This window comes from Cellvibrio sp. ARAG 10.3, assembly GCF_051846955.1.
GTDB lineage: Bacteria > Pseudomonadota > Gammaproteobacteria > Pseudomonadales > Cellvibrionaceae > Cellvibrio.
In genome coordinates this window covers 93,768-113,297 of the sequence record NZ_JBPYCU010000016.1, presented here as the reverse complement: position 1 = coordinate 113,297, position 19,530 = coordinate 93,768, and the positions used below count along the sequence as shown (strand labels likewise).

Sequence of the window (19,530 nt, the reverse complement as noted above, 5' to 3'; positions counted from 1 at the left end):
TGACACATTGTTGCGACAGTTTGAAAAAGATAGCGGGGCCAAAACATCCTGGGCCCCGCTGTTGGGGAGGGAACTACAGCAGCCGGGAAACTACAGCAGTCAAACGTATTGTACCGATGCAACACACGGTTGCATCCGGTTTTCTGTGTAACACCTGTACGCGTTTTTCTATCCTGTCCGGGAATGATGTGACGCACTGGTGTCGCACACACTAAATCTCTATCTCGATTCGTTGCTTTTCGGTCAGCTTTTGTAACTTGGCCCGCGCCTGGGACACAATCGGCGCTGACTCCGGATCGAATATCCATGACGCGTTATCAGCGATGTCGTTCAGCGCGACGATGATGCGCCAGTAGATGACGTACTCACTGCGAAGTCGCTGCCGGATCGCGTCATACACGCGCAGCTGTTGCGCCATTGTGGGTGTTTCCCGCTCAATAAGTTGCCACAACATTTTCAATTGCTGCCCGCGTTCATCGTCGCGATCTGCAAGCAAATCGCATGCTGTCCATTCCCCCAATCCTGTCACATCCCCACCCAATGCTGTCAGGCGCCAGCGCAAGTCCATGCGAAAGTTTTGCACCTGCGTGTTACTTATGGAGTAGGGCGCTGTCTTCACTTTCACCGCGTTGAGCCTCACCCATGGGCTGGTGCAATTTTCACTGAAGTCTGCCGTAACGGCTTCCATAAGCTGAGCCACCGAGTTCATCTGCCCCGCAACAATCCGCCGCCAGCGCGGGACGCTCGGCGCCGTCCCCTTATCCATTAAAAGGCCCTTTAAAGAGATGACCGCCATATTACCGTCCTGATTTCAAACCGTTCACACACAAAGGTTCCGACATGGTCTGCGCCATACTCACCCGTGCTGCTCCAATGGCTGTGCCGGCTTCACTTTTGGAGCCATCCTCGCACGTTTTTCGCCACGCAACACATCGTCAGGCATCACCAACATCTGCTGCAGGTGTTTCGCATAAATTTCTTCCGCACGTTGGGCAACTTGATTATTTGCAGCAATATCATTCCTGGTCACACCAGTCGCCCGCCAAAACTGGCTGCGTTGAAACATCGCACGAATTCGCGTTCCGCTTCGTACAACTACGCGCTCCCAGTCTTCGTCGAACATCAAACCCACGTGTTTTGCGGTCAGACATTTCAACACCAGTTTGTCGTACTTCGCCAGCAAGCGAGCGCCCTGATACGACCACGGTGAAAAGAATTGCAGATCCAGGACAACCGGCTTTGCGGAATGCATCACCGACACATTGATCCCATCAACCTCATTCGCCAACAAATTGTCGAGTGACTTGGCGTATTGTGCGAGTACTTTCTCGGCATCCTCAAATTCGTGTTCGATTTCGATCAAGGCCAGGTCAGCATACGGATCATCCGCTTCACTGGCCGCCCAGATCGAACCCACGTTTGAAGCAAATCGAACCAGGCCAACAACAGGGAATATTTTCTTTTGTGGCTCAGCGCGACGCCCATAAAACAGCTTGTGCGCTTGTCGCGTGTGGAGTGTGATATTTCCTTCCGTCGTCAATCGACCGGGTCTGTCCCGGACAGAGCGGGGCGAGACGATCGTATCCGCTCCATCGGGATGAGAATTGTTGAGCCGATTGACTGGCGCATCCTCTTCCATGTCATCCAGCAAATCTGCTCCATACTCGTTTACGTCTTCACTCATGTCGGGTTCCTCTGGTTCAATAAAATTATGTCTAAAATGCGCTGTCGCAGATCTCTTGTTGGAGCCGTGGACTTGCCAGCACAGTCAGAAAATGGGATTCAATATCAATCAGGTCTGCGTCATTTTGATCAAGCATGTCCGCGACCAGCATCAACGCTACTGCACCACCACGACAATATCCACGCGCAAACTGCGCGTTCGCGTTACAAGTTTGTTGTGAGAGGTCCAACGCAATGTCCCGCATCTGTCGCGGCAGACTCACCGGCGGCTGCGCGACGTCTTGTTTTGTCTCAGCGCTCATACATTGCACTCCAGCAAATCACATTGATCGTATCCAGCGGCGCGATGCAGGCGTACATCTCTTCCGGCCGCATAGCCAGCGCGTGCCGCGTCATAATCACGCTCCAGGTAGTCGTGCGTCCGAGGATTAACTGTTTCTAAGTTTTCGTAACGTGTTTTCTTGTATCGAGTGATCAATTGCTTTTGTTCTTCGGTTTGCGCAAAGGCCACGACCGTATGGCGAACCGAACGAACCCATTGCTCTGCAAATAAATCAGCGCGACGTGTTTTGTTTGCGCGCTTGAATCGTTTAAGGGTTTTTAAATAGTCCGATCGATCCCGTACCAGCTGACGACGAAGCACATCGTGGGCGTAGGCTGCAAGTTCCGCCTGGCTTCCAATGCCGATATATTCCACTTCATCCGTCTTCCCCTGTTTCACGTGAAAAACAGCATCGACTCCGAATGTGAATCGAATCAATTGCACCAAGTCAGAAAAATACATGGGCGGCTCCTGACCCCATCCAGCTTTTGCATAAACTGAGTCGACGTCGGATAGCTCAACCGCATTCATATCCAGTTGATGTTCACGCATTAGTGCCTGCGCTTGACGCAATGCTGTTGCAGCCTCGTTGCCATCACTCGATGCTGCCAGCCGCAAGCACTTTTTAATCTTTTCAAGAATTCGTTCATTCGTATGTGCCATGGTTTCCTCCACCGTAGTGCTATTGCCAGATCTTTCGGTGATTTCACAGCGATATAACTTACATCGCCTGAATCGTCGCAGCCCGCTCATGACTTCTGTAGCTGCACCAGCAGTCTTCGATATTCGCGAGTAGGCAAGATATTTCTTCTCTGCTGAGTCCATCCAGCAACGCAATAACTTTTACAAAGCGATCAGCCAGATTCAAATTGGAAGCATCTTCCTTCGTGGGAAATGTCTCTTGCTTCGGAGCTTGTTCAATGCTGTTTACGGTACATCTCAATGGCCATGCAGCCTCGTTGATTCGTTTCACCGTCTCGTACATTTCCCACCCATCTTTGTCCTGATACCCAAAGGTGTTAATGAATGTTGAGATGGTCAGCCTTTCGTCGCTGCGCACAGACCACTCTTCAAAATCGTGCGCAACAAAGAGAGCCTTGCGATGGAAATCCGTCGCCGCTTTCCTCGCCGCTTCAGCTTTTCGGTGCGTATCGATCAACGCAATTTCTTCTTCGGATAAATCACCGATTTGCATACAGCCGTCTCCAAATCCGGTTTCCGGGTGCGGTAACCGCCCACACCGGATCTACTTTTCGAGTGTTGTAGGCCCCAACACCTGATGCACTTTCCGGAGCGAGGTGACTTTCCTCACTTGCTCCACTTTCTGAGTGATGGAACTTGCATCACCTGATTCACTTTCCGGGCTGAGGGAGCTTCCCTCACTTGATCCACTTCCCAAGTGCGATTAGTAACCGCACCCGACTCACTCCTGAATGATGGAACCTCCATCACGTGATCCACTTCCTGAGTGTTGTAACTTACAACACCTGATTCACTCCCCGAGTGCTGCCGCTGACTGCACCTGATCCACTTCGTGAGTGTTGTAACTTACAACACCTACCTCGCGCCCCGGGTGCTACCACTTACAGCGCTTGATTCACTTCCTGAGTGCTGGAACTTCAAGCACCTGATTCACTTCCTGAGTGCTGGAGCTTCCAGCACCTGATTCACTTCCTGAGTGTTGTAACTTACAACACCTGATTCACTCCCGAGTGCTGTAACTTATGGCACCCAAACTGACCGTCATCGAATCGCATCGGTCGCTTCACTTTTCAGCAAATACCACGGCATACGATCTTCAATGACCTCCCTGGCTTGTACGCCCCATTCGTCTAGCGAAAAGTTTCCGGTTTCGTAGCGCGTAATCAGCGAGTGGGTGAAACCGACAAGGTTCTGGATCGGGTCGGTCTTGCCGTGTTGACTAGCAACAAGACGACCAAACAATTGGTACGCGACTTCACGCTGTCCAGCGAGAGGTAAGCGCAGGATTTTCCTAGCAATAACGGGGATGTGGGCGATATGAAATCCCCAGACGTAAATCTGTGACCGGGATTCTGGAGTAACCAGAAAATCGAGACGGTGTCGTTGCAGCGTGCCGGCTGGGCCGAGATTTGCCAGTTCACCAGGTGACAACGCTGACGGTGTACTGCGATCCATCGCGGTGAGATCCGCTTCACGCGCACGCGTAGATATATATTTATTATTAATATAACTACTACTACAACTACTACTGTCCAGAGAAAAATTTTTTTCTTGGCTGTTTCGACCCATAGAAAAATTTTTACTCTGGGTCGCGTCATCCGTAGCAAAAATCTTACTGTGACTAGCCAAAACAGGGGCTTCTGCCGCACTTTCCGTCGGAATTGTCGAAAAAGCCGGAGTAAAATTTTTACTCTGGCTCGTTCTGGCGTCCCCTTGCAGTTCAGAATCGCCACCGCGGAATGCAAACGACAGCGAGTTGCGGGGGTCTGTTGACGGCAAAGTGCTTGCGACCGTTAATCGCTGTTCCATTAATTCCCGTTGCGTCGGGCTGACGGGCGACGATTGCAAGCGGTCAATATCCGCGAGAACCCTAGCCGCAAGCTGGCGATTGTTCTTGGAGGCACTTGATCCTTGCGTTTGGTCTTCCAGAAAACGGACATAGCCTTCATCCAACGCCAGTGTGTCTGCAATGCTCAGTGGTTCTTCGTGTAAGAGATAAATGTCGCCCACGAAACGCTGCTGATCGTCCCTGACAGTCCTGAGGAATGTCATCCAACGACCGATGCGTAGCGTGGCTCTCGCGCGACTTATCGTTGGTGCTGAACAGCCCATAGCAATGGACAATTCGTCACGCGAGGGGATGTATCCCGGTGCTTGTGGATTGATGATATTGGCACGAATGATCAACCAGAGTGTTTTATCAGCGGGCGTAAGGATTGGATCGAACAACAAGTTATGCGGCATCGCATGTTGAAAGTTGCCGGTAAAGATAACGCCCATTCCGCTTTCACTATCGGCATCCTTATGCTGACGACGTTGTATCAGTAAATTTCTGGCCGCAACGTCGATCTGCCGATTGATCTGCATAGGATTCATATTTGTAAGCGCTGAATTGTCGACCATCAGATACCTTCCATTACGGCGTTCCAGATCCGGTCGGCGGACAGTGTCGTTTCTTCAGCAACGCGGCACAACCGTTCAAGATCGTTGAGTTCAGGTTCATCTTTCTTGAGGGCAAGCCAAAGGTTGAGAACACGCAGCTCGTCGCGCTCGTTCAATGATTCGATTCTGCCTGGTTCGCCCGGGGGCATCTTCAGCATCGCGCGGCGCTGCTCAAATTCACGTCTGGATATACCGGCAAGAGCGCGCAACATAGGCTGGCGTAGGCCCAGGCGTATTGCCCGATCAACCAGCTCTTCTTGTTGCGTTTCCCGCTGTAAGTGCCCGAGCAATTGTGTAAGCGTCTGCGAGTTAAAGTGGATATCTACAATACTTGCCTGGAAATCTCTTAATCGATCCAGCTCGTGGATACCGATACGTTTCAATAGCGGTACACAGTTTTCATCGATGCCAAGTCTCTGGAGCAAATAAAAATCGGATCGTTGTGCGGCGGATGCAGCAACACAAATCGCTTCACGATTCAATGCATACAATAATTTGGTGGATGTTCTATTTTCATGGCCCACAGTGTTCTTGCCTCCCGGAGTTACTCTTTTTAATTCATTGGAACAGCTGGCCCACATCATCGTTGGTTAAATGACGCAGGCCCGCGACCGCGAATTCGATCTGTGAAATGAGTGAAAGAAGAATCGCTTCAGAATGATTGCGATTGCCAACAGCATGTGGAGACGATCGCATCCACTGCAATGCAAATAGATCTTTCACCATCATCTGAACGGCATGTCCTGAAACGTTAGGATCACGTTCGTGATAGACGTGATCCAGGTAAGTGTCGACAGAAAATGGCAAATGCGCGAAAGCCTTCTCCTGTGCTGCCGGCTCCACGCAATTCGTGCAGGTAATGACGAAGAGATTTACGAGGTACACGTAGTAACGGCGATGGTTTCCTTTGAGCATTTGTGCGTTGTGAACCGGCATGACTAGAAAACCCAGCCCGTCATCAATCTTCTCGATGAACGGGTCCAACCCCAGTTTTGTCATGAGTTCCAAAGCGGCGCGATACGCTTGGTCCCGATAGACTTCGATGGTGGGGTTGGATTTCTTGGTTTTGTGAACTGTTGGGTTATTCTCTGGCGGCGGCGTGTGAGATGTATTTTCGTTCGGCCCAGGAAGAGTAGCAGTTTCAACTTCAGTCGTTCTCCCTGAGGTTAACGTCGCACCTTGAGAGGGAGCAGCGAATGTTGAACCGCCGACCTGTTCAAAGGTTTCGTTGTTAGTATTTTCCGTTGCACTAGGTTTGGCTGCATCAAGCCTGTCTCGCCCATAGAGTGGGTTAGCCGGTTTGATACCGGAAGGTTTTCCACCTGCCAGGATTGCATCCACTTCGGCACGCACGGTGTTAAAGCTGACATCCAGTGCATCGCCGATACGCAGATCTACTAGGTCTCTAAAAGAGTCAAAATCAAACTGTATATCGTCGCACTCGGACAGAGTGCGCGGCCAGATGGATTGCCGGGATTCCTTAGGGGGTTCTGGGCTAACTGATTCAATCGACTCCCAATAATCTTTGTAGGCTTTTTCCAGCGACCGGATTTTCTTAACGACAGGGTTACCGGCGCCCGCCCACAATGCATCTGGAATTAATGGCAAAAGTGCTTCAGCTGAGAAAATTAATACTGACAGATTGCCAGCATCCATTTTCCATCCACGTGCTGTCATCGCTTCGGCGGCTTGCCTCAGAGAAATGGGTTCACTCACTTTCTCATCCAGCATGGCTTTCCACGTTTTTGCAGCAAGCGCGCGCTCGATCAACAGCATTCCGCCGCGCATGTCATTTTCGACCAGGTGCCCTGCAATCGCATCCTCTTCGTCGACCCAAGGATGGAACATACAATCAATGCGATGGAATTTTTCGTCACCCGTCTCCTGATATAACTCATTCAAGATTTCGAGTCGGGTATTACCACCATCCTTGATCATGTACGGCTCACCGGCACTACGCCGGGTAATATTTGGTGCATGATCAAGTCCGCGGTGACGAATGGATTCTTTAATCTCTTCGTACTTCGGGTTTCGCGTCTGGCGAGGGTTTCTGTCGTATGGGGTCAATTCATCAAGCGTGACTGTTATGCGTGTAGGCACTGCTGGATCGCTAGATAAGATTTCTGCCTGCCTCGCCTGGCGATTAAGGCGTTCGCTAAGATCGATAGTTTTAGCTTTACGTTTAGTCGTCATGGATTTTTCCCGGTGTTTTTGGTCCGTCATGCGGCGATGCCCCCAATCTGGTTTCTGAGGCGTTGCACGCTACGGCTATTGATGTTCAATCCAATCGCTTGAGTCCGTCTGAGTAGATCCGCTGCTTCTTCGCTAACCCAGCGCTCGTAGAGTTGGCGTATTGTCGCTTCCAGCTGAGCGGGTGTTAGGGGAAACGTCTGGGATTGATCAGCGATTGCCAATTGTGCTGCTTGGTCACGAAATTGATTGCCCGCGAACGACAACCCGGGTCGCAGCCCGGCGAACTCGTCTTCATACATGTTGTAGAAGCCTATTGGCACAACGATCGCAAGTGATTCTCCGTGTCTGAACTCAATAAAGTCGCAAGCGAATAGCTGTTCATCAAATCGACTAGCCCACCGGTGGAAACGGTTATCTCTATAAGCGGCACGGGGAAATTTCTTAAACTTAAGCATTTGGCTCCTCCGTGATCGAACCTCTATCTTTCAAGGCTTGGTACGCCTCACCGAAGAACCCGGTTGGAGCCCCATTCGTTTCTAAAATGCCGGCTTGCAATGCAACGCGGGAACAACGGTAAGCGGAATAAAAACACGCTCTCGCAAACGTGCCTCTTTCTTTTGGACGGTGAAAATTCAGGGCGTGCCGATGGCGGCTCGCTAGAACTTTGATTGATAGCTTCTGGTGGCCCATTGACTACACCTCCCATAATGGAGCGGTGCCGATGAGCTTTGGTTGGAGCTCATAGGCGAGGTTAACCATGGTTTCTTTCGCGCTGGGCGAATAGGATGGGCGGGCAGGCTCGAAGTGGTGAGCGGGTTCTGAGGCGCCGGCAGCTTTGTTGTAAACGGCCAGGTCGGGGATGATCGTATTCAATACGCGCACTAGACCGTCCCCGGCTTGATCGAACTCTTTTCGCAGATGCTCGACCACGTCCCGTGCGTCTCTGGTACGGCCCATCTTATTAATGACTGCATTGCAAGGGGGCAGAGGTTTACCCGCAATCGTTGTCTTCATTCCAGGCGCGGGAAGTAATGAGCGTAGGAGGCCCACCGTTCCGGTGATGAACTCGGTGCTGTCTAGGTAGTTTGGGATGACGGGGCTGATGAGCTCATCTGCCGCCAGGATGACGGCCTCCTGAACCAATCCTCCTGCCCCCTGCGTATCAATAATGATGTAGTCATACTCCCCATTCAGGGTCTGAAGAGCGAGGTTGAGATAGATAATATGACTGGAGCTTTCTCGCAAAAAGGGCAGGATCGGTCCGCCTTTATCACCTTTGGCGTCATCATTTAGGATGATATCGAGATTTGGGAAGCCGGTTTGGGAGATACAACCGGTGGGGTCGGCCTTAGTGACCAACCGCGTTAGGCCGGCTTCAGCGGGGAATGGGATATTAAAGTATTTGCTCAAATTTTGAGCGGGGTCCGTGTCGATCAGCAGAACCTTCTGGTTCATGTCCGCGAAGATCGAAGCCAGGTTGACTGATGTGCTGGTCTTGCCGGTACCGCCTTTTGTGCCAATAACTGCATAAATTTTAGCCATTTGGCTATCCTCCTACCGATTAAGTCGCTTTTTATCGATAGGTATTTGCTATAAGATGTGCTCCGCGGGCCACTTTTCTGGCAGTGTTGAGGTCAGCGGTTCGATCCCGCTTAGCTCCACCAAATAAAATGAAAAACCCCGCCTATCGCAAGATAGGCGGGGTTTTTCATTTTCTGCTGCAGATTATTGGCGGGATCGTTCTTAAAGCGCGGTTCACAAAACGGCAGGATAGCCGTTTTGCACGGCGAAGCCGCCCGCAGGGCGAGGCACATGGATGTGCCGAGTGCATCCCGCTTGTCTCTACCTCGCCCATCGCAAGATGGGCAGTTCCTCGCTCGATTGTTGATCTGAAAGCTGGATTGTTACTAACTGATTTCCGCTAAAGTTTCGGGGGAATAGTTGATATGAACGTGCTCAAGAAACTCTTGCACAAGCTCTTCTTTGATTTTCTCCACAAGTTCAATAGACTCAAAATAGTTGGGATTAAAACCACCAAAACTAAATACGATTTCCAATGCATATTCATTAGCTAACGGCAACCGGATAAATGGATCGAGGCTTCCCATGCTAGGATGCCCAGTCCAACCACAGCACCAATTTACTCCACATTTCTGGAAGAACTCCAAATCGGCAGTTTCTTTTGGAAATTGCCACATCTCTTCCTCGATCACCGGAAGATCATTCATCTTAAGCTCTAGTAGCTCTTCTTCGATCAGCGTTCCATAGTGCTGTTGTATTGCATCAATAACCCATCGAGAAAATGATTCCTGGTTAAGAAAATCATATTTTTTCTGGAGTTCATCGTCACAACGAACTACCGCGATATACAAAGTTACCGAGCATGCATCAATAGGAGAGTCCTTGAAGCGATACATCCAGGAATTTTCAATCAGCGGTAAGTAACGAAGAAGCGGAAGGCAACCTTGATACAGATCATGATCATGTATGTTGATATCGCTTGCAGCGACCACAGGGGGATAATTGCCATAATGCTGTGGAAGCCGGAAAACCAGCTCCACACCACCTAGGCTGTAGACAACCAAGGGAGAGTATTGGTAATCAGGCCTGATAATTTCCATATCAAGACTCCTGGCGCTATGCCGGGGTTCCTCTCATTTCATCCAGCAACTCTGAGGGATAGGTGACATGGATGTGACTAAGAAACTCCAGTAACAAAGCTTTTTTTATTTCGTCGACAGCTTCCTTTGAGTCAAAGTATTCCTGATTAAACCCGCCGAATCTAATTCCAATTTCCACAGCATGAGATTTGTTGATAGGGAACCTGATAAAAGGATCGAGCTGGCCAATACTGGGGTGCCCGGTCCAGCCGCAACACCAATGCCCACCATCCTTCTCAAAGAAAGTTAATTCCGCTGGAATTTTGGGGTACTGCCACATCTCTTCTTCTATTATCGGAAGTTCGTTAAGTTTTAACTCTAAAATCTCTTCTTCAATAAGTGCTCCATAGTGTTGTTGCAAACGATCAAGTATCCACTCAGAAAATGATTTTTTATTGAGGAGGTTGTACGATTTATTCTCTTCATTTTTGCAATGCGTTACCGCCATGCTAAATATAATGTGACCGGCATCTATAGGCGAGTTTGCAAAGCGATATGTCCAGGAATTTTCAATTAACATCAAATAATGATAATTCGGCTGTCTTCCCTGTTCATAGAGCGTGCTGTCGAGGATGTCGACGTCGCTTGCTGCTAGCGTCGGACTGTAGTCACCATCGTGCTGTGGCAAGCGCAACACGAGTTCGACTCCGTCGAGGCTATAAACAATTAAGGGGCAATTCTGATAATCCGGGCTAAGAATCTGCATGATCATTTAGAATACCCCTTGGACTTGTTTCAGCATATCTACAAAGGTCGTTTGGCCAGCTTTAAGCATATTATTTGCCCCGGCCATGGCTGAGCCACCACGCGAGTGGTCCGCGATCATTTTCTTGGTATTTTTTTCTCGTTGATCAAAACCGTGCTTGCCCTTTTCAACGGCGATGCTGGATGCCAGGCGATGCAATTGACTGGAAATGGCTACTGCTGAAGCTCGCTTGCCACTGTATGAAATAAGGTCGCTTTCAGTAACAAACTGAGCCTTCTTTTGTTTGAGTTGCTTGATAGTGGATACAACATCCCCCGTTGGATTAACGAACCGAAATTTTTGCTGGGTGAGCTCGCCGGAGATTTTTTCCAGAGCTTTGGCCAACAGATTCGTACCTTCACCCTCAATGTACCAGTTGAGCGTAGAGGTGCGATTTTTCTGATTTTTCATCAGCACCTCGGCAAGGGCCATCGCGGCGGAATTCGCGTTAGTTGCCTGGCGGGCGGTGTTTCGCCAACTCCCAAGTTCGTTAACGACATGTGCCGGGTTGTAGAACAGAGCCACCGAACTGGAAGCACTTACTTCCAGCGCATTTACGCCTGCCCGGATAAAGGAGGGCGAAACTCCGTTAATTACGGCTTTTGGACTTGAGATCATCGGTCCCTTCGCCTCTTTGACATCCGCGATTGAGCCCGATTTCGTTGCGTTATAAAGCCCAGCCTTCTTCCCATCCCCCACATAAGCCGCCCGAATATCCGTTATATAAACCGTCACCGGGCTCCCCGTATCCAGCTGCAAAATCTTGTAGCAAATCTGCACGTTCTTCACGCGGTCCATGTGCTCAAAAGCATTGTTGATATTCTGCATACTGCTGGCTTGACCGGCGGTGGCGCGTAGGCCCTGGATGTGGTGGATGACAGCTTGGCCATCGTGGGTCTTTGGGTCAACGAGGGAGATGAAATGGGGCAGTAAGCTGGCGTTGATCTTTATGGGGCGGCCGCTTGCGCCTTTGGTCATGCCGGAGAAGAAGACAAACTTTTTTGCGTCGTTGGCGGTTAAGACGGTGGAGCGTTTATTAACAAGAGAAGCGGGTTGGCTCATGGGGCAAGTCCTTATGAATGTAGATGGAGTCAGGCGCGGAGATTATCACAAGCTGCCGGAACCGGGTGTGAAGGAGGCATACTTTTGGCGACAAAAAGGTGCTCCGAAACGATGGTGGACCGAGGTATTGCTTTATCCACATTCATCGTGAATGCCATAATCCGCTATACGCCCTAATGTCTCGCCCCCATTAAAATACACTTAAAAATCAAAAGCTTACCTAAAGGTTCACTTATGCAACAAAACTGCTCCGGGTCATTTTTCATACTTCCGTCAAAGTGAGTCGACGCTTTTTCCCACCTTGGTAATGATCTTGCTGCGTGTCATGAACTTCATTTGTGGTTTGTTCGGTCAGGGGTTCTGCACCACAGCTAGGTAATGGCATTTTAGCGTTACCCAGAACAATTTTAAGCATTGAAAAAATGCAATTGTCCGGAGGAGGGCAGTGTATGTTTAGAAAGTCGACCTTGTCGGTAGCTGTACTTACCGCTATGGCATCCATGGCCAATCTCCAGGCCCAGGCTCAGACCACTGAGCCCGCGGAAGCGAATTTATTGGAAGAGGTCATCGTGACCGGTATTGCGGGCAGTTTGAGCCGCAGTGTGGATAAAAAGCGTAATTCAGAGTTGGTGTCAGACAGCATCTCCGCCGAGGATTTCGGTAAATTTCCGGACAATAACGTGGCGGATTCGCTCCAGCGCGTGCCCGGCGTGGCGATTGATCGCGCGGGCGGGGAAGGGCGCTTTGTCAGTATTCGCGGCCTCGGGCCGGATTTCAGTGCGGTGCTGATTAACGGGCGGACACCCGCGAGTGAGAACGAGGAGCGGGCGTTCAGCTTTGACACTATCGCCTCTGAACTGGTGCGCACGGTGGATGTGTTCAAGACGTCCAATGCCGGTCTGAAAGAGGGCGGGCTCGGCGGCACCATCAACATTGTTACCGCGCGTCCGTTCGATTTCGATGGCTTCCATTTTGCGGGCAGCATCAAAGGTATGTACGAAGAGAACAGCGGCGATACCAGCCCGCAGGGTTCGTTTATCGTCAGCAATACCTTTAACGATGAGATGTTTGGCGTGCTGGCCTCGGTGACCTATCAGGAGCGTTCCACCGACAAATTCACCGTCACCAACGAACACATTTCCAAAACCACAGAAGAACCGTTTCTGACGTTTACCAATCCATCGCAGGGCTGGGGCGGTGGCTATGCGTATTCCGGCGATGGCCTGGAAGAAGATACCTACCGCATACAGAGCTTGTACCGTGGTGTGACCCATGAAACCCGCGAGCGCATCGGCGGTAATCTGGTTTTCCAGATGCGCCCGACCGATAACCTGGTGCTGACGGCGGATGTTATCCACTCCAAATACGACACGTCCACCGCGCAATACTGGACCGGTTCTTACCTCTGGGCGCCGACCTTGTCGCCATTGAATCAGGTGGATGAACACGGCTTCTATAACGTGATCAATCACGGCTATGACGAAGGTTACAACATCACCGGTTATGCCCACGCGCTGACCACCACCGAGCGGCCCACGGAATCTACCGTCGGCGGCTTGAATGCCGAGTGGAATATCACCGACGAATGGCGACTGACGGCGGATGTGTCGGTGTCGGATGCAATCCTCGATAACCGCGGTCTGGATCGCATGTACATCCTGGAATTCCTCGACCGCCCGGGTTACTTGCTGACGTCCAACGGCGGCATCCCCAGCATTGAATACGCTGACCCGGCGGCAGTCGTGCCGGAGATGGGCAGTGCGAATATGCAGGACTTGCGCGCGCGGATTACCTCGAACGATGGTATCTACAACAAAGCCCAAAACCACGAATTTAAAGTGGATGTTGAATGGAAACCGCTTGAGGATGCTTTCCTGAGCGCGGTGCGTTTTGGTGCAAATAATACCGTTGCTGAAAAAGCCACCGAGTACTGGGCAACACCCGATTTGATTCGCCGTATGTATCACGGCCTCGCGACCCAGCAGGAAATTGATTACAACAGTATCGTGACCGGCGTGTACAGCCCCGGCGATGTCTTCGGTGGGCTGGATGGCGATGTTTATATGATTGATCCCGTTGCTTATCGCAATTGGATGGCGGAAAACATCGATGGCCGCACGCGGGCCGACACACCGGCAGGTATCGCATCGAAAGAAGCGTTTATTGCTAACGGCAGCAGTTGGGATGCGGTGAAGTCCAACGACTCCTATGTGATTGAAGAAGATGTAACGTCTTTTTATCTGGAAGCCGCGTCTGATTTTGTGGTGATGGATATGCCGTTGTATGTTTCCGGCGGTGTGCGTTACACCGCTACCGAGCTGACTTCTACCGGCACCTCGCAGGTATTGATTGGTCTGGAGCGTGAAATTTCAGAGCCGGGTCAACCGCCGTCGCCTTGGCTGGTACAGCAATTTGCGGATGAAGCGGGCACGCCCGTTGCGCTGGATAACGAGTACGACAATTGGTTGCCTTCGCTGAATGCGCGCCTGGAAGTGACGGATGATTTTTATATTCGTGCGGCGGCGAGTGAAACCTTGACGCGTCCCACCTTGACAGCTTTGGCTCCTTACACGTCTTACAGTACAACCACCATATCAACGCGTACCGCGCGGGGTAACAACCCGAACCTGAAGCCGTTTGTGTCGCGCAATTATGATGTGTCTTTCGAATATTATTATGGCGATTCCAATTTATTTTCGGTGGCGCTTTATCGCAAAGAGATTGAAGACTTCATCGTGACCATGAGTTTGCCGGAGGTCTTTGAAGGTATTGAGGTAGAAGATCCCGAATGGCGAACCTTTATGGTGACGCGTCCGCAAAACGGTGAATCCGCAACCATCGAGGGCACGGAGCTGAACTGGGCGCACGTCTTTGATAACGGTTTCGGTGTGGCTGCCAACTACACCTTTGTGAATAGCAGTGCCTCGTTAAGTGCGGCGGGCTCAACAGAAACCTTTGCCTTGCCCGGTATCAGCGACACAGGAAATGCCACGCTGTTTTATGACAAAGACGGTTTGCAGTTGCGCGTTGCCTACAACTACCGCACGCCCTTTCTGGGGCGTGTATTCAACGGTCCCAGCAATGAGCCGGTTCACTACGACGAATACGGTGCAATTGATGTCAGTGCCAGCTACGCGTTGCTGAACGGTATTACCTTTTTTGTTGAAGGCAGTAACGTGACCGGCGAAACCGTGAGCAGGTATGGGCGTTATGAAAACCAGTTTATCGGTTTTGAAGATACCGGTGCGCTCTACACCTTCGGCGTTCGTGCCAAGTTTTAAACCCAGTCCCTCAAAAGCTTGCCCGACTTCGGTCGGGCTTTTTTCCGTATTAGCTTCGCTTCGTGATGTAGGTTCGGCCCGGTCTATACATTTCATTCGATAAGAGAATTGGCTATGAAAAATAAACTCTCGTCATGGTTGCTCAACATAAAAATCCTGTGCTGTGTTTTTGTATTAAGTAGCAGCGTGGTAGCACAAGCGCCCTCTGCTTATGCCGGTGACAATTGCACCAGCATTAATGGTATGTACGTTGCTGTAGGTTACGGTACAACCGGTATTCTGGGTAATACGACTAAAGAAAATGCGCTGTTGAACTTCGCGCGCAACAACGGCGTTAACTATCTGATCCTGTACAACCTCGAAGGTATGGATGTGACATCCACGCGTGCGAGTCAGTTGGCGTCCTTGATTTCACGCGCACGGGCGGATTACGGCATTCATCAGATTGGTGCAGCCTTGGGTGCTGCGGAATCGGCGGATATGGTGGTTGCCTACAACAATACCCACGCTGCCAATGAACGTATTGATGTATTGAATCTGGAGTATGAATTCTGGAATGAAGCCAACCGCGCCGCCGCGTTTAATAACGCTATCAGCATTCTTAATTATTTCAATACGCTGGGTGCGACGCACAATCTGGAAAGCGAAATTTATATCGGCTGGATTACAGAAGCGGAAGGGGTTGCCTTAGGCAATACGGCAGATCGGATACTGGTCCATTTTTATCGAAAAACCGATGTTGACATTATTAACTACGGTATTGAACGGCTTCAGTACCTGGCCGGCGCAAACCGTAAAGTGCGTATCGCGCCGATATTTTCCAATGAAGGACCAGCCAATACTGGTGATCCTACGTCTTATTTTATGGGGCCTTGGTTGGAGACCCACCCTAACGATCAAGCCTACAAAACCTGGATCAATGGTTATAACGCCTTGTCGGCGACCTGGAAAAATAATCTGGACGTGATGGGACCAACCTGGTTTTTGTACAACCATTTTGCCGATATCAATGTGGGCAAACCCAATCACATTACGGCGAATCCTGTTAATCAACAGGCATGTATAAGCGATTCCGTTACCTTATCGGTAGCGAGTTCGGCATCCGCCAAAAATTATTGCTGGATGAAAGACGGGGTTTGCCTGAGTGATAACGCTCATGTCTATGGCTCAAAAACCGCATCGCTTACCCTGACCAGTCTGCGCAATCAGGACTACGGCGACTATGCGGCGCGCGTGATCAGCTACGACGCGAATAATCCCACCAGCTTTACCTCTGCGGTTGCTACGGTGTCTCCTGCCGCGAGTTGCGGCGGTACCAGTACGCAGAATCTCGCGTTAAATAAACCCGTGACTGCATCGTCTTTTATTGCGGCAGGTTATGAGCCGTATCGTATTGCCGATGGCAAGACCACCAGCTCCCGCTGGGCCAGTGCGTATTCTGGCAATCAATGGATTCAGGTCGACCTCGGAGCCAGCTACAACATTAATCGTGTGAAATTAACCTGGGAAGCCGCCTACGCGATTGCTTATCAGATTCAGGTGTCCAGCAATGGCAGCAGCTGGACCACCCTGCGCTCCGTCACCGGCAACAATGCACTGGTTAACGACCAGACCGGGCTATCAGGCACAGGTCGTTATGTGCGCATCTATGGTACGCAAAAAGCCTTGCCGCAATGGGGGTTCTCCCTGTTTGAACTGGAAGCTTATGGCAACCTGAGCGCGCAATAGATAAACGTTGGGTGCCACCAGAAGTATTTCACGAGGCCTTGATGGATTGGATATTTTCAGGTGGAGCCCGACCTCTGTAGGGTATAGGTGAGGTTTTGCATGTATAGAATTTTTCTGCTCGCAATCATGCTGGTTATGAGCGTGAGTGCGAGTGTCAGTGCGAATAAAAGTTGGGCGGTGAATCTGACATCGGAAGCGCTATCAATCTTTGGGAAAGACGCGAGGCTGGAATACTCAGTCATCAGTAATTTTGGTAAAGAAGGCGAGTTCCAGGCAGCCATACATCTTCACAATACGTCGGATGTCACGCTGCCTGCGGGTGTGTCAAATTGGAAGATCTATATTCACTCCGTGCGCAGAATACTTGCTACGGACAATAAAGATTTTACGATTACGCGTATTCAGGGTGATCTCCATGAAGTTTCACCTACCACGGCATTCAAAGGATTGAAACCCGGCGAGTCGCTGCAAATCCATTATCGGGCACGGGCGCATATCAGTAGCTACAGCGATTTTATGCCTCGTGCATTTATCGCCTTGGCGGACGGCAGCTCTGCTGTGTTTGCCAACACCGACACCGAAGATTTGACGGCGTTTGTCAGGCCCTTTACTCGCCCGGAACAATATCTGCGTTTTAATCAGCCTGAAGACCAATACGGTGTGGTCACGTCCACCAGTCGTTATCAGGCAAACCTGGCGATCAATAATCAGGATGCACCGGGCACTGTACACAGGATTATCCCGACACCCAAGACAATCAAATACAGCAGCGGCGAAACACGGGTTGATAACCGTTGGTCTATCGTTGAACAAGGCGGTTTACGGTTTGAGGTGGATTACCTCCGCGCGCGGCTTGCGGATGCGGGTGTTCAGATGAATATCTCGTCGTCAGTAAAAAAAGAACGGCAGATAGAACTGAACCTGGGTGCAGCGTCTGACGTCGACGGCGCTTACGAGCTGGATATTACGGGATCGCGCATTGTGATTTCGGCGCGCGACAGTCGCGGTATTTTTTACGGCATACAAAGCCTGATGAGTTTGTTTCCTGCCGAACAAAAAGCACAGCACGCACTGCCAGCGGTGCGGGTGTTTGATGAGCCCCGGTATGATTGGCGGGGTATGCACTACGACATCGCACGCAACTTTCACGGCAAGCAGGCGATTTTGTCATTGATTGAGCAGATGGGGCGTTACAAGCTCAACAAGCTGCATCTTCATCTGACGGACGATGAGGGATGGCGCATTGAGATCCCCGGCCTGCCTGAGTTGACCGAGGTCGGTGCTCTTCGCTGTTTTGATCTCGCTGAAGAAAAATGCCTGCTGACACAATTGGGTAATGGTCCTGATGCACAAGCGGCCGGCAATGGCTTTTTAACAACAGCGGATTTTGTCGAGATCATTCGCTTTGCGGCTCAGCGGCATATCGAGGTTATTCCCGAAATAGACATGCCCGGCCACGCCCGCGCCGCCGTAAAAGCCATGGAAGCACGTTATAAAAAATTAAAACGTGCCGGTAAGGTGGAAGCGGCGCAGCAATATTTATTGTCCGACCCTGATGATAAATCGCAGTACCTGACGGTGCAGTCCTACTCAGATAATGCCATCAATGTGTGCTTGCCATCGACCTACCATTTTGCCGAAAAAGTCATTTATGAATTGCAACAAATGTATCGTTCCGCTGGCCAGAAACTGACGATCTTTCATATGGGGGGCGATGAAGTGGGTGTGGGTTCCTGGACGCAATCGCCTGCCTGCCAGGCGATGTTTGCCAGCAACGACAATGAGGTCATGGGCGTGGCGGATCTTAAACCTTACTTCGTGCGCAAGCTATCGCAGATAACCAGTAAACGCGGCCTTGAACTCGCCGGCTGGGAAGATGGTTTGATGTATGATCCCAACAATGTTTTTGTACGGGAGCGTCTGGAAAATCGTCAGGTTATTGCCAATGCCTGGGATAATATTTGGGAGTCGGGCTTGTCTGACCGCGCCTACCGTTTGGCTAATGCCGGCTACGGTGTGGTGATTTCATCAGCGACCCATTTATATTTTGACCACCCCTACGAAGCGCATGCCGGCGAGCGAGGTTATCATTGGGCCACACGCTACTCAGACTTGTCCAAAGTCTTTGGCTTCATGCCCGACAATTTATACGCGAATGCCGATAAAACCTTTACCGGTGCTGCTATTGATAACCTGAATGCGCTGGTTGGGCGCGTTCATGTGCCATTAAAAAAGCCGGAAAATATTCTCGGTATGCAAGGGCAGCTCTGGTCGGAGACCGTACGCACATCAGCGCAATTCCAGGAGATGATTTTTCCGCGACTTCTGGTTATGGCCGAACGTGCGTGGTACAAAGCACCCTGGGAGTCGGACAAGCCCGACGGTGTAGCACGCCGGGAAGAATGGCGGCAATTTGTTCACACGCTGGTTAAAAAAGAATTACCGAAGCTGGACCACGCGGGGATTGATTTTTATTTGCCTCCGCCTGGCGCGGTGCGGGAAAAAGGCCTTCTGCTTGCCAATACCAGCCTGCCAGGGCTGGCGATTGAATACAGTCTGGACGGCGGCAAGCAGTGGCAAGCGTATCCGCAATATCTGGAGCTGGAGCAGGGCGTGGCTAACATCTTGATGAGAAGTCGGCTGGGTGAAAAAACCAGCCGTGTCATTCAGGTGGAATAATTTTCCAGCGTATGTCGCGGTATTATTGTCGCA

At 50.7% G+C, this 19,530-nt stretch carries 16 protein-coding genes; 3 read left to right on the top strand and 13 right to left on the bottom strand.

What is annotated here, in order from left to right:
* Positions 1-211: 211 nt before the first annotated feature.
* From ACSV5M_RS17540 to ACSV5M_RS17480, 13 genes are all read right to left on the bottom strand, one after another.
* On the bottom strand, positions 212-766 hold the full coding sequence (locus ACSV5M_RS17540; protein WP_439177746.1) for a hypothetical protein: 555 nt from the start codon (positions 764-766) through the stop codon (positions 212-214).
* A gap of 90 nt (positions 767-856) precedes the next feature.
* Positions 857-1,684 carry a PFL_4669 family integrating conjugative element protein gene (locus tag ACSV5M_RS17535; RefSeq protein WP_439177744.1) on the bottom strand — a complete coding sequence of 276 codons (828 nt, stop codon included), beginning with the start codon at positions 1,682-1,684 and terminating at the stop codon, positions 857-859.
* 31 nt (positions 1,685-1,715) lie between these two features.
* A complete protein-coding gene (locus tag ACSV5M_RS17530; protein ID WP_439177742.1) occupies positions 1,716-1,985 on the bottom strand; it encodes a hypothetical protein in 270 nt (89 codons plus the stop codon).
* The gene (locus tag ACSV5M_RS17525) at positions 1,982-2,668 is read right to left on the bottom strand and encodes a DUF2786 domain-containing protein (RefSeq protein WP_439177741.1); all 687 of its coding nucleotides are present in this window, start codon (positions 2,666-2,668) and stop codon (positions 1,982-1,984) included. The genes ACSV5M_RS17530 and ACSV5M_RS17525 overlap by 4 nt, the downstream gene beginning before the upstream one ends.
* 58 nt (positions 2,669-2,726) lie before the next feature.
* Positions 2,727-3,200: a hypothetical protein gene (locus ACSV5M_RS17520; RefSeq protein ID WP_439177739.1), complete on the bottom strand. Its 474-nt coding sequence runs from the start codon at positions 3,198-3,200 to the stop codon at positions 2,727-2,729.
* A 548-nt stretch (positions 3,201-3,748) separates the two neighbouring features.
* Positions 3,749-5,110: an STY4528 family pathogenicity island replication protein gene (locus tag ACSV5M_RS17515; protein WP_439177738.1), complete on the bottom strand. Its 1,362-nt coding sequence runs from the start codon at positions 5,108-5,110 to the stop codon at positions 3,749-3,751.
* Positions 5,110-5,673 (bottom strand): STY4526/YPO1902 family pathogenicity island replication protein, encoded by a 564-nt coding sequence (locus ACSV5M_RS17510; RefSeq protein ID WP_439177737.1) that lies wholly within the window; start codon positions 5,671-5,673, stop codon positions 5,110-5,112. Before ACSV5M_RS17510 ends, ACSV5M_RS17515 begins: the two co-directional genes overlap by 1 nt.
* 34 nt (positions 5,674-5,707) lie before the next feature.
* Positions 5,708-7,342, bottom strand: a complete 1,635-nt coding sequence (locus ACSV5M_RS17505; protein WP_439177735.1) for a ParB family protein — start codon at positions 7,340-7,342, stop codon at positions 5,708-5,710.
* Positions 7,343-7,368: 26 nt separating this feature from the next.
* The gene (locus ACSV5M_RS17500; RefSeq protein ID WP_439177733.1) at positions 7,369-7,797 is read right to left on the bottom strand and encodes a hypothetical protein; all 429 of its coding nucleotides are present in this window, start codon (positions 7,795-7,797) and stop codon (positions 7,369-7,371) included.
* A gap of 238 nt (positions 7,798-8,035) precedes the next feature.
* Entirely contained in the window at positions 8,036-8,884 is an 849-nt protein-coding gene (locus ACSV5M_RS17495; RefSeq protein WP_439177732.1) for a ParA family protein, read from the bottom strand.
* A 365-nt stretch (positions 8,885-9,249) separates the two neighbouring features.
* Entirely contained in the window at positions 9,250-9,963 is a 714-nt protein-coding gene (locus tag ACSV5M_RS17490) for a hypothetical protein (protein WP_439177730.1), read from the bottom strand.
* 16 nt (positions 9,964-9,979) lie between these two features.
* The gene (locus ACSV5M_RS17485; protein ID WP_439177729.1) at positions 9,980-10,714 is read right to left on the bottom strand and encodes a hypothetical protein; all 735 of its coding nucleotides are present in this window, start codon (positions 10,712-10,714) and stop codon (positions 9,980-9,982) included.
* Positions 10,715-11,809, bottom strand: a complete 1,095-nt coding sequence (locus ACSV5M_RS17480) for a hypothetical protein (RefSeq protein ID WP_439177727.1) — start codon at positions 11,807-11,809, stop codon at positions 10,715-10,717. It abuts the gene before it with no gap.
* Positions 11,810-12,258: 449 nt separating this feature from the next.
* Here ACSV5M_RS17480 and ACSV5M_RS17475 point away from each other — a divergent pair, with 449 nt between their 5' ends.
* The 3 genes from ACSV5M_RS17475 to ACSV5M_RS17465 all read left to right on the top strand — a co-directional run bounded on the left by ACSV5M_RS17475 (position 12,259) and on the right by ACSV5M_RS17465 (position 19,497).
* On the top strand, positions 12,259-15,090 hold the full coding sequence (locus ACSV5M_RS17475; RefSeq protein WP_439177725.1) for a TonB-dependent receptor: 2,832 nt from the start codon (positions 12,259-12,261) through the stop codon (positions 15,088-15,090).
* A gap of 114 nt (positions 15,091-15,204) precedes the next feature.
* Entirely contained in the window at positions 15,205-16,818 is a 1,614-nt protein-coding gene (locus tag ACSV5M_RS17470; protein ID WP_439177724.1) for a discoidin domain-containing protein, read from the top strand.
* A gap of 99 nt (positions 16,819-16,917) precedes the next feature.
* A complete protein-coding gene (locus tag ACSV5M_RS17465; RefSeq protein WP_439177723.1) occupies positions 16,918-19,497 on the top strand; it encodes a family 20 glycosylhydrolase in 2,580 nt (859 codons plus the stop codon).
* Positions 19,498-19,530: the final 33 nt, after the last annotated feature.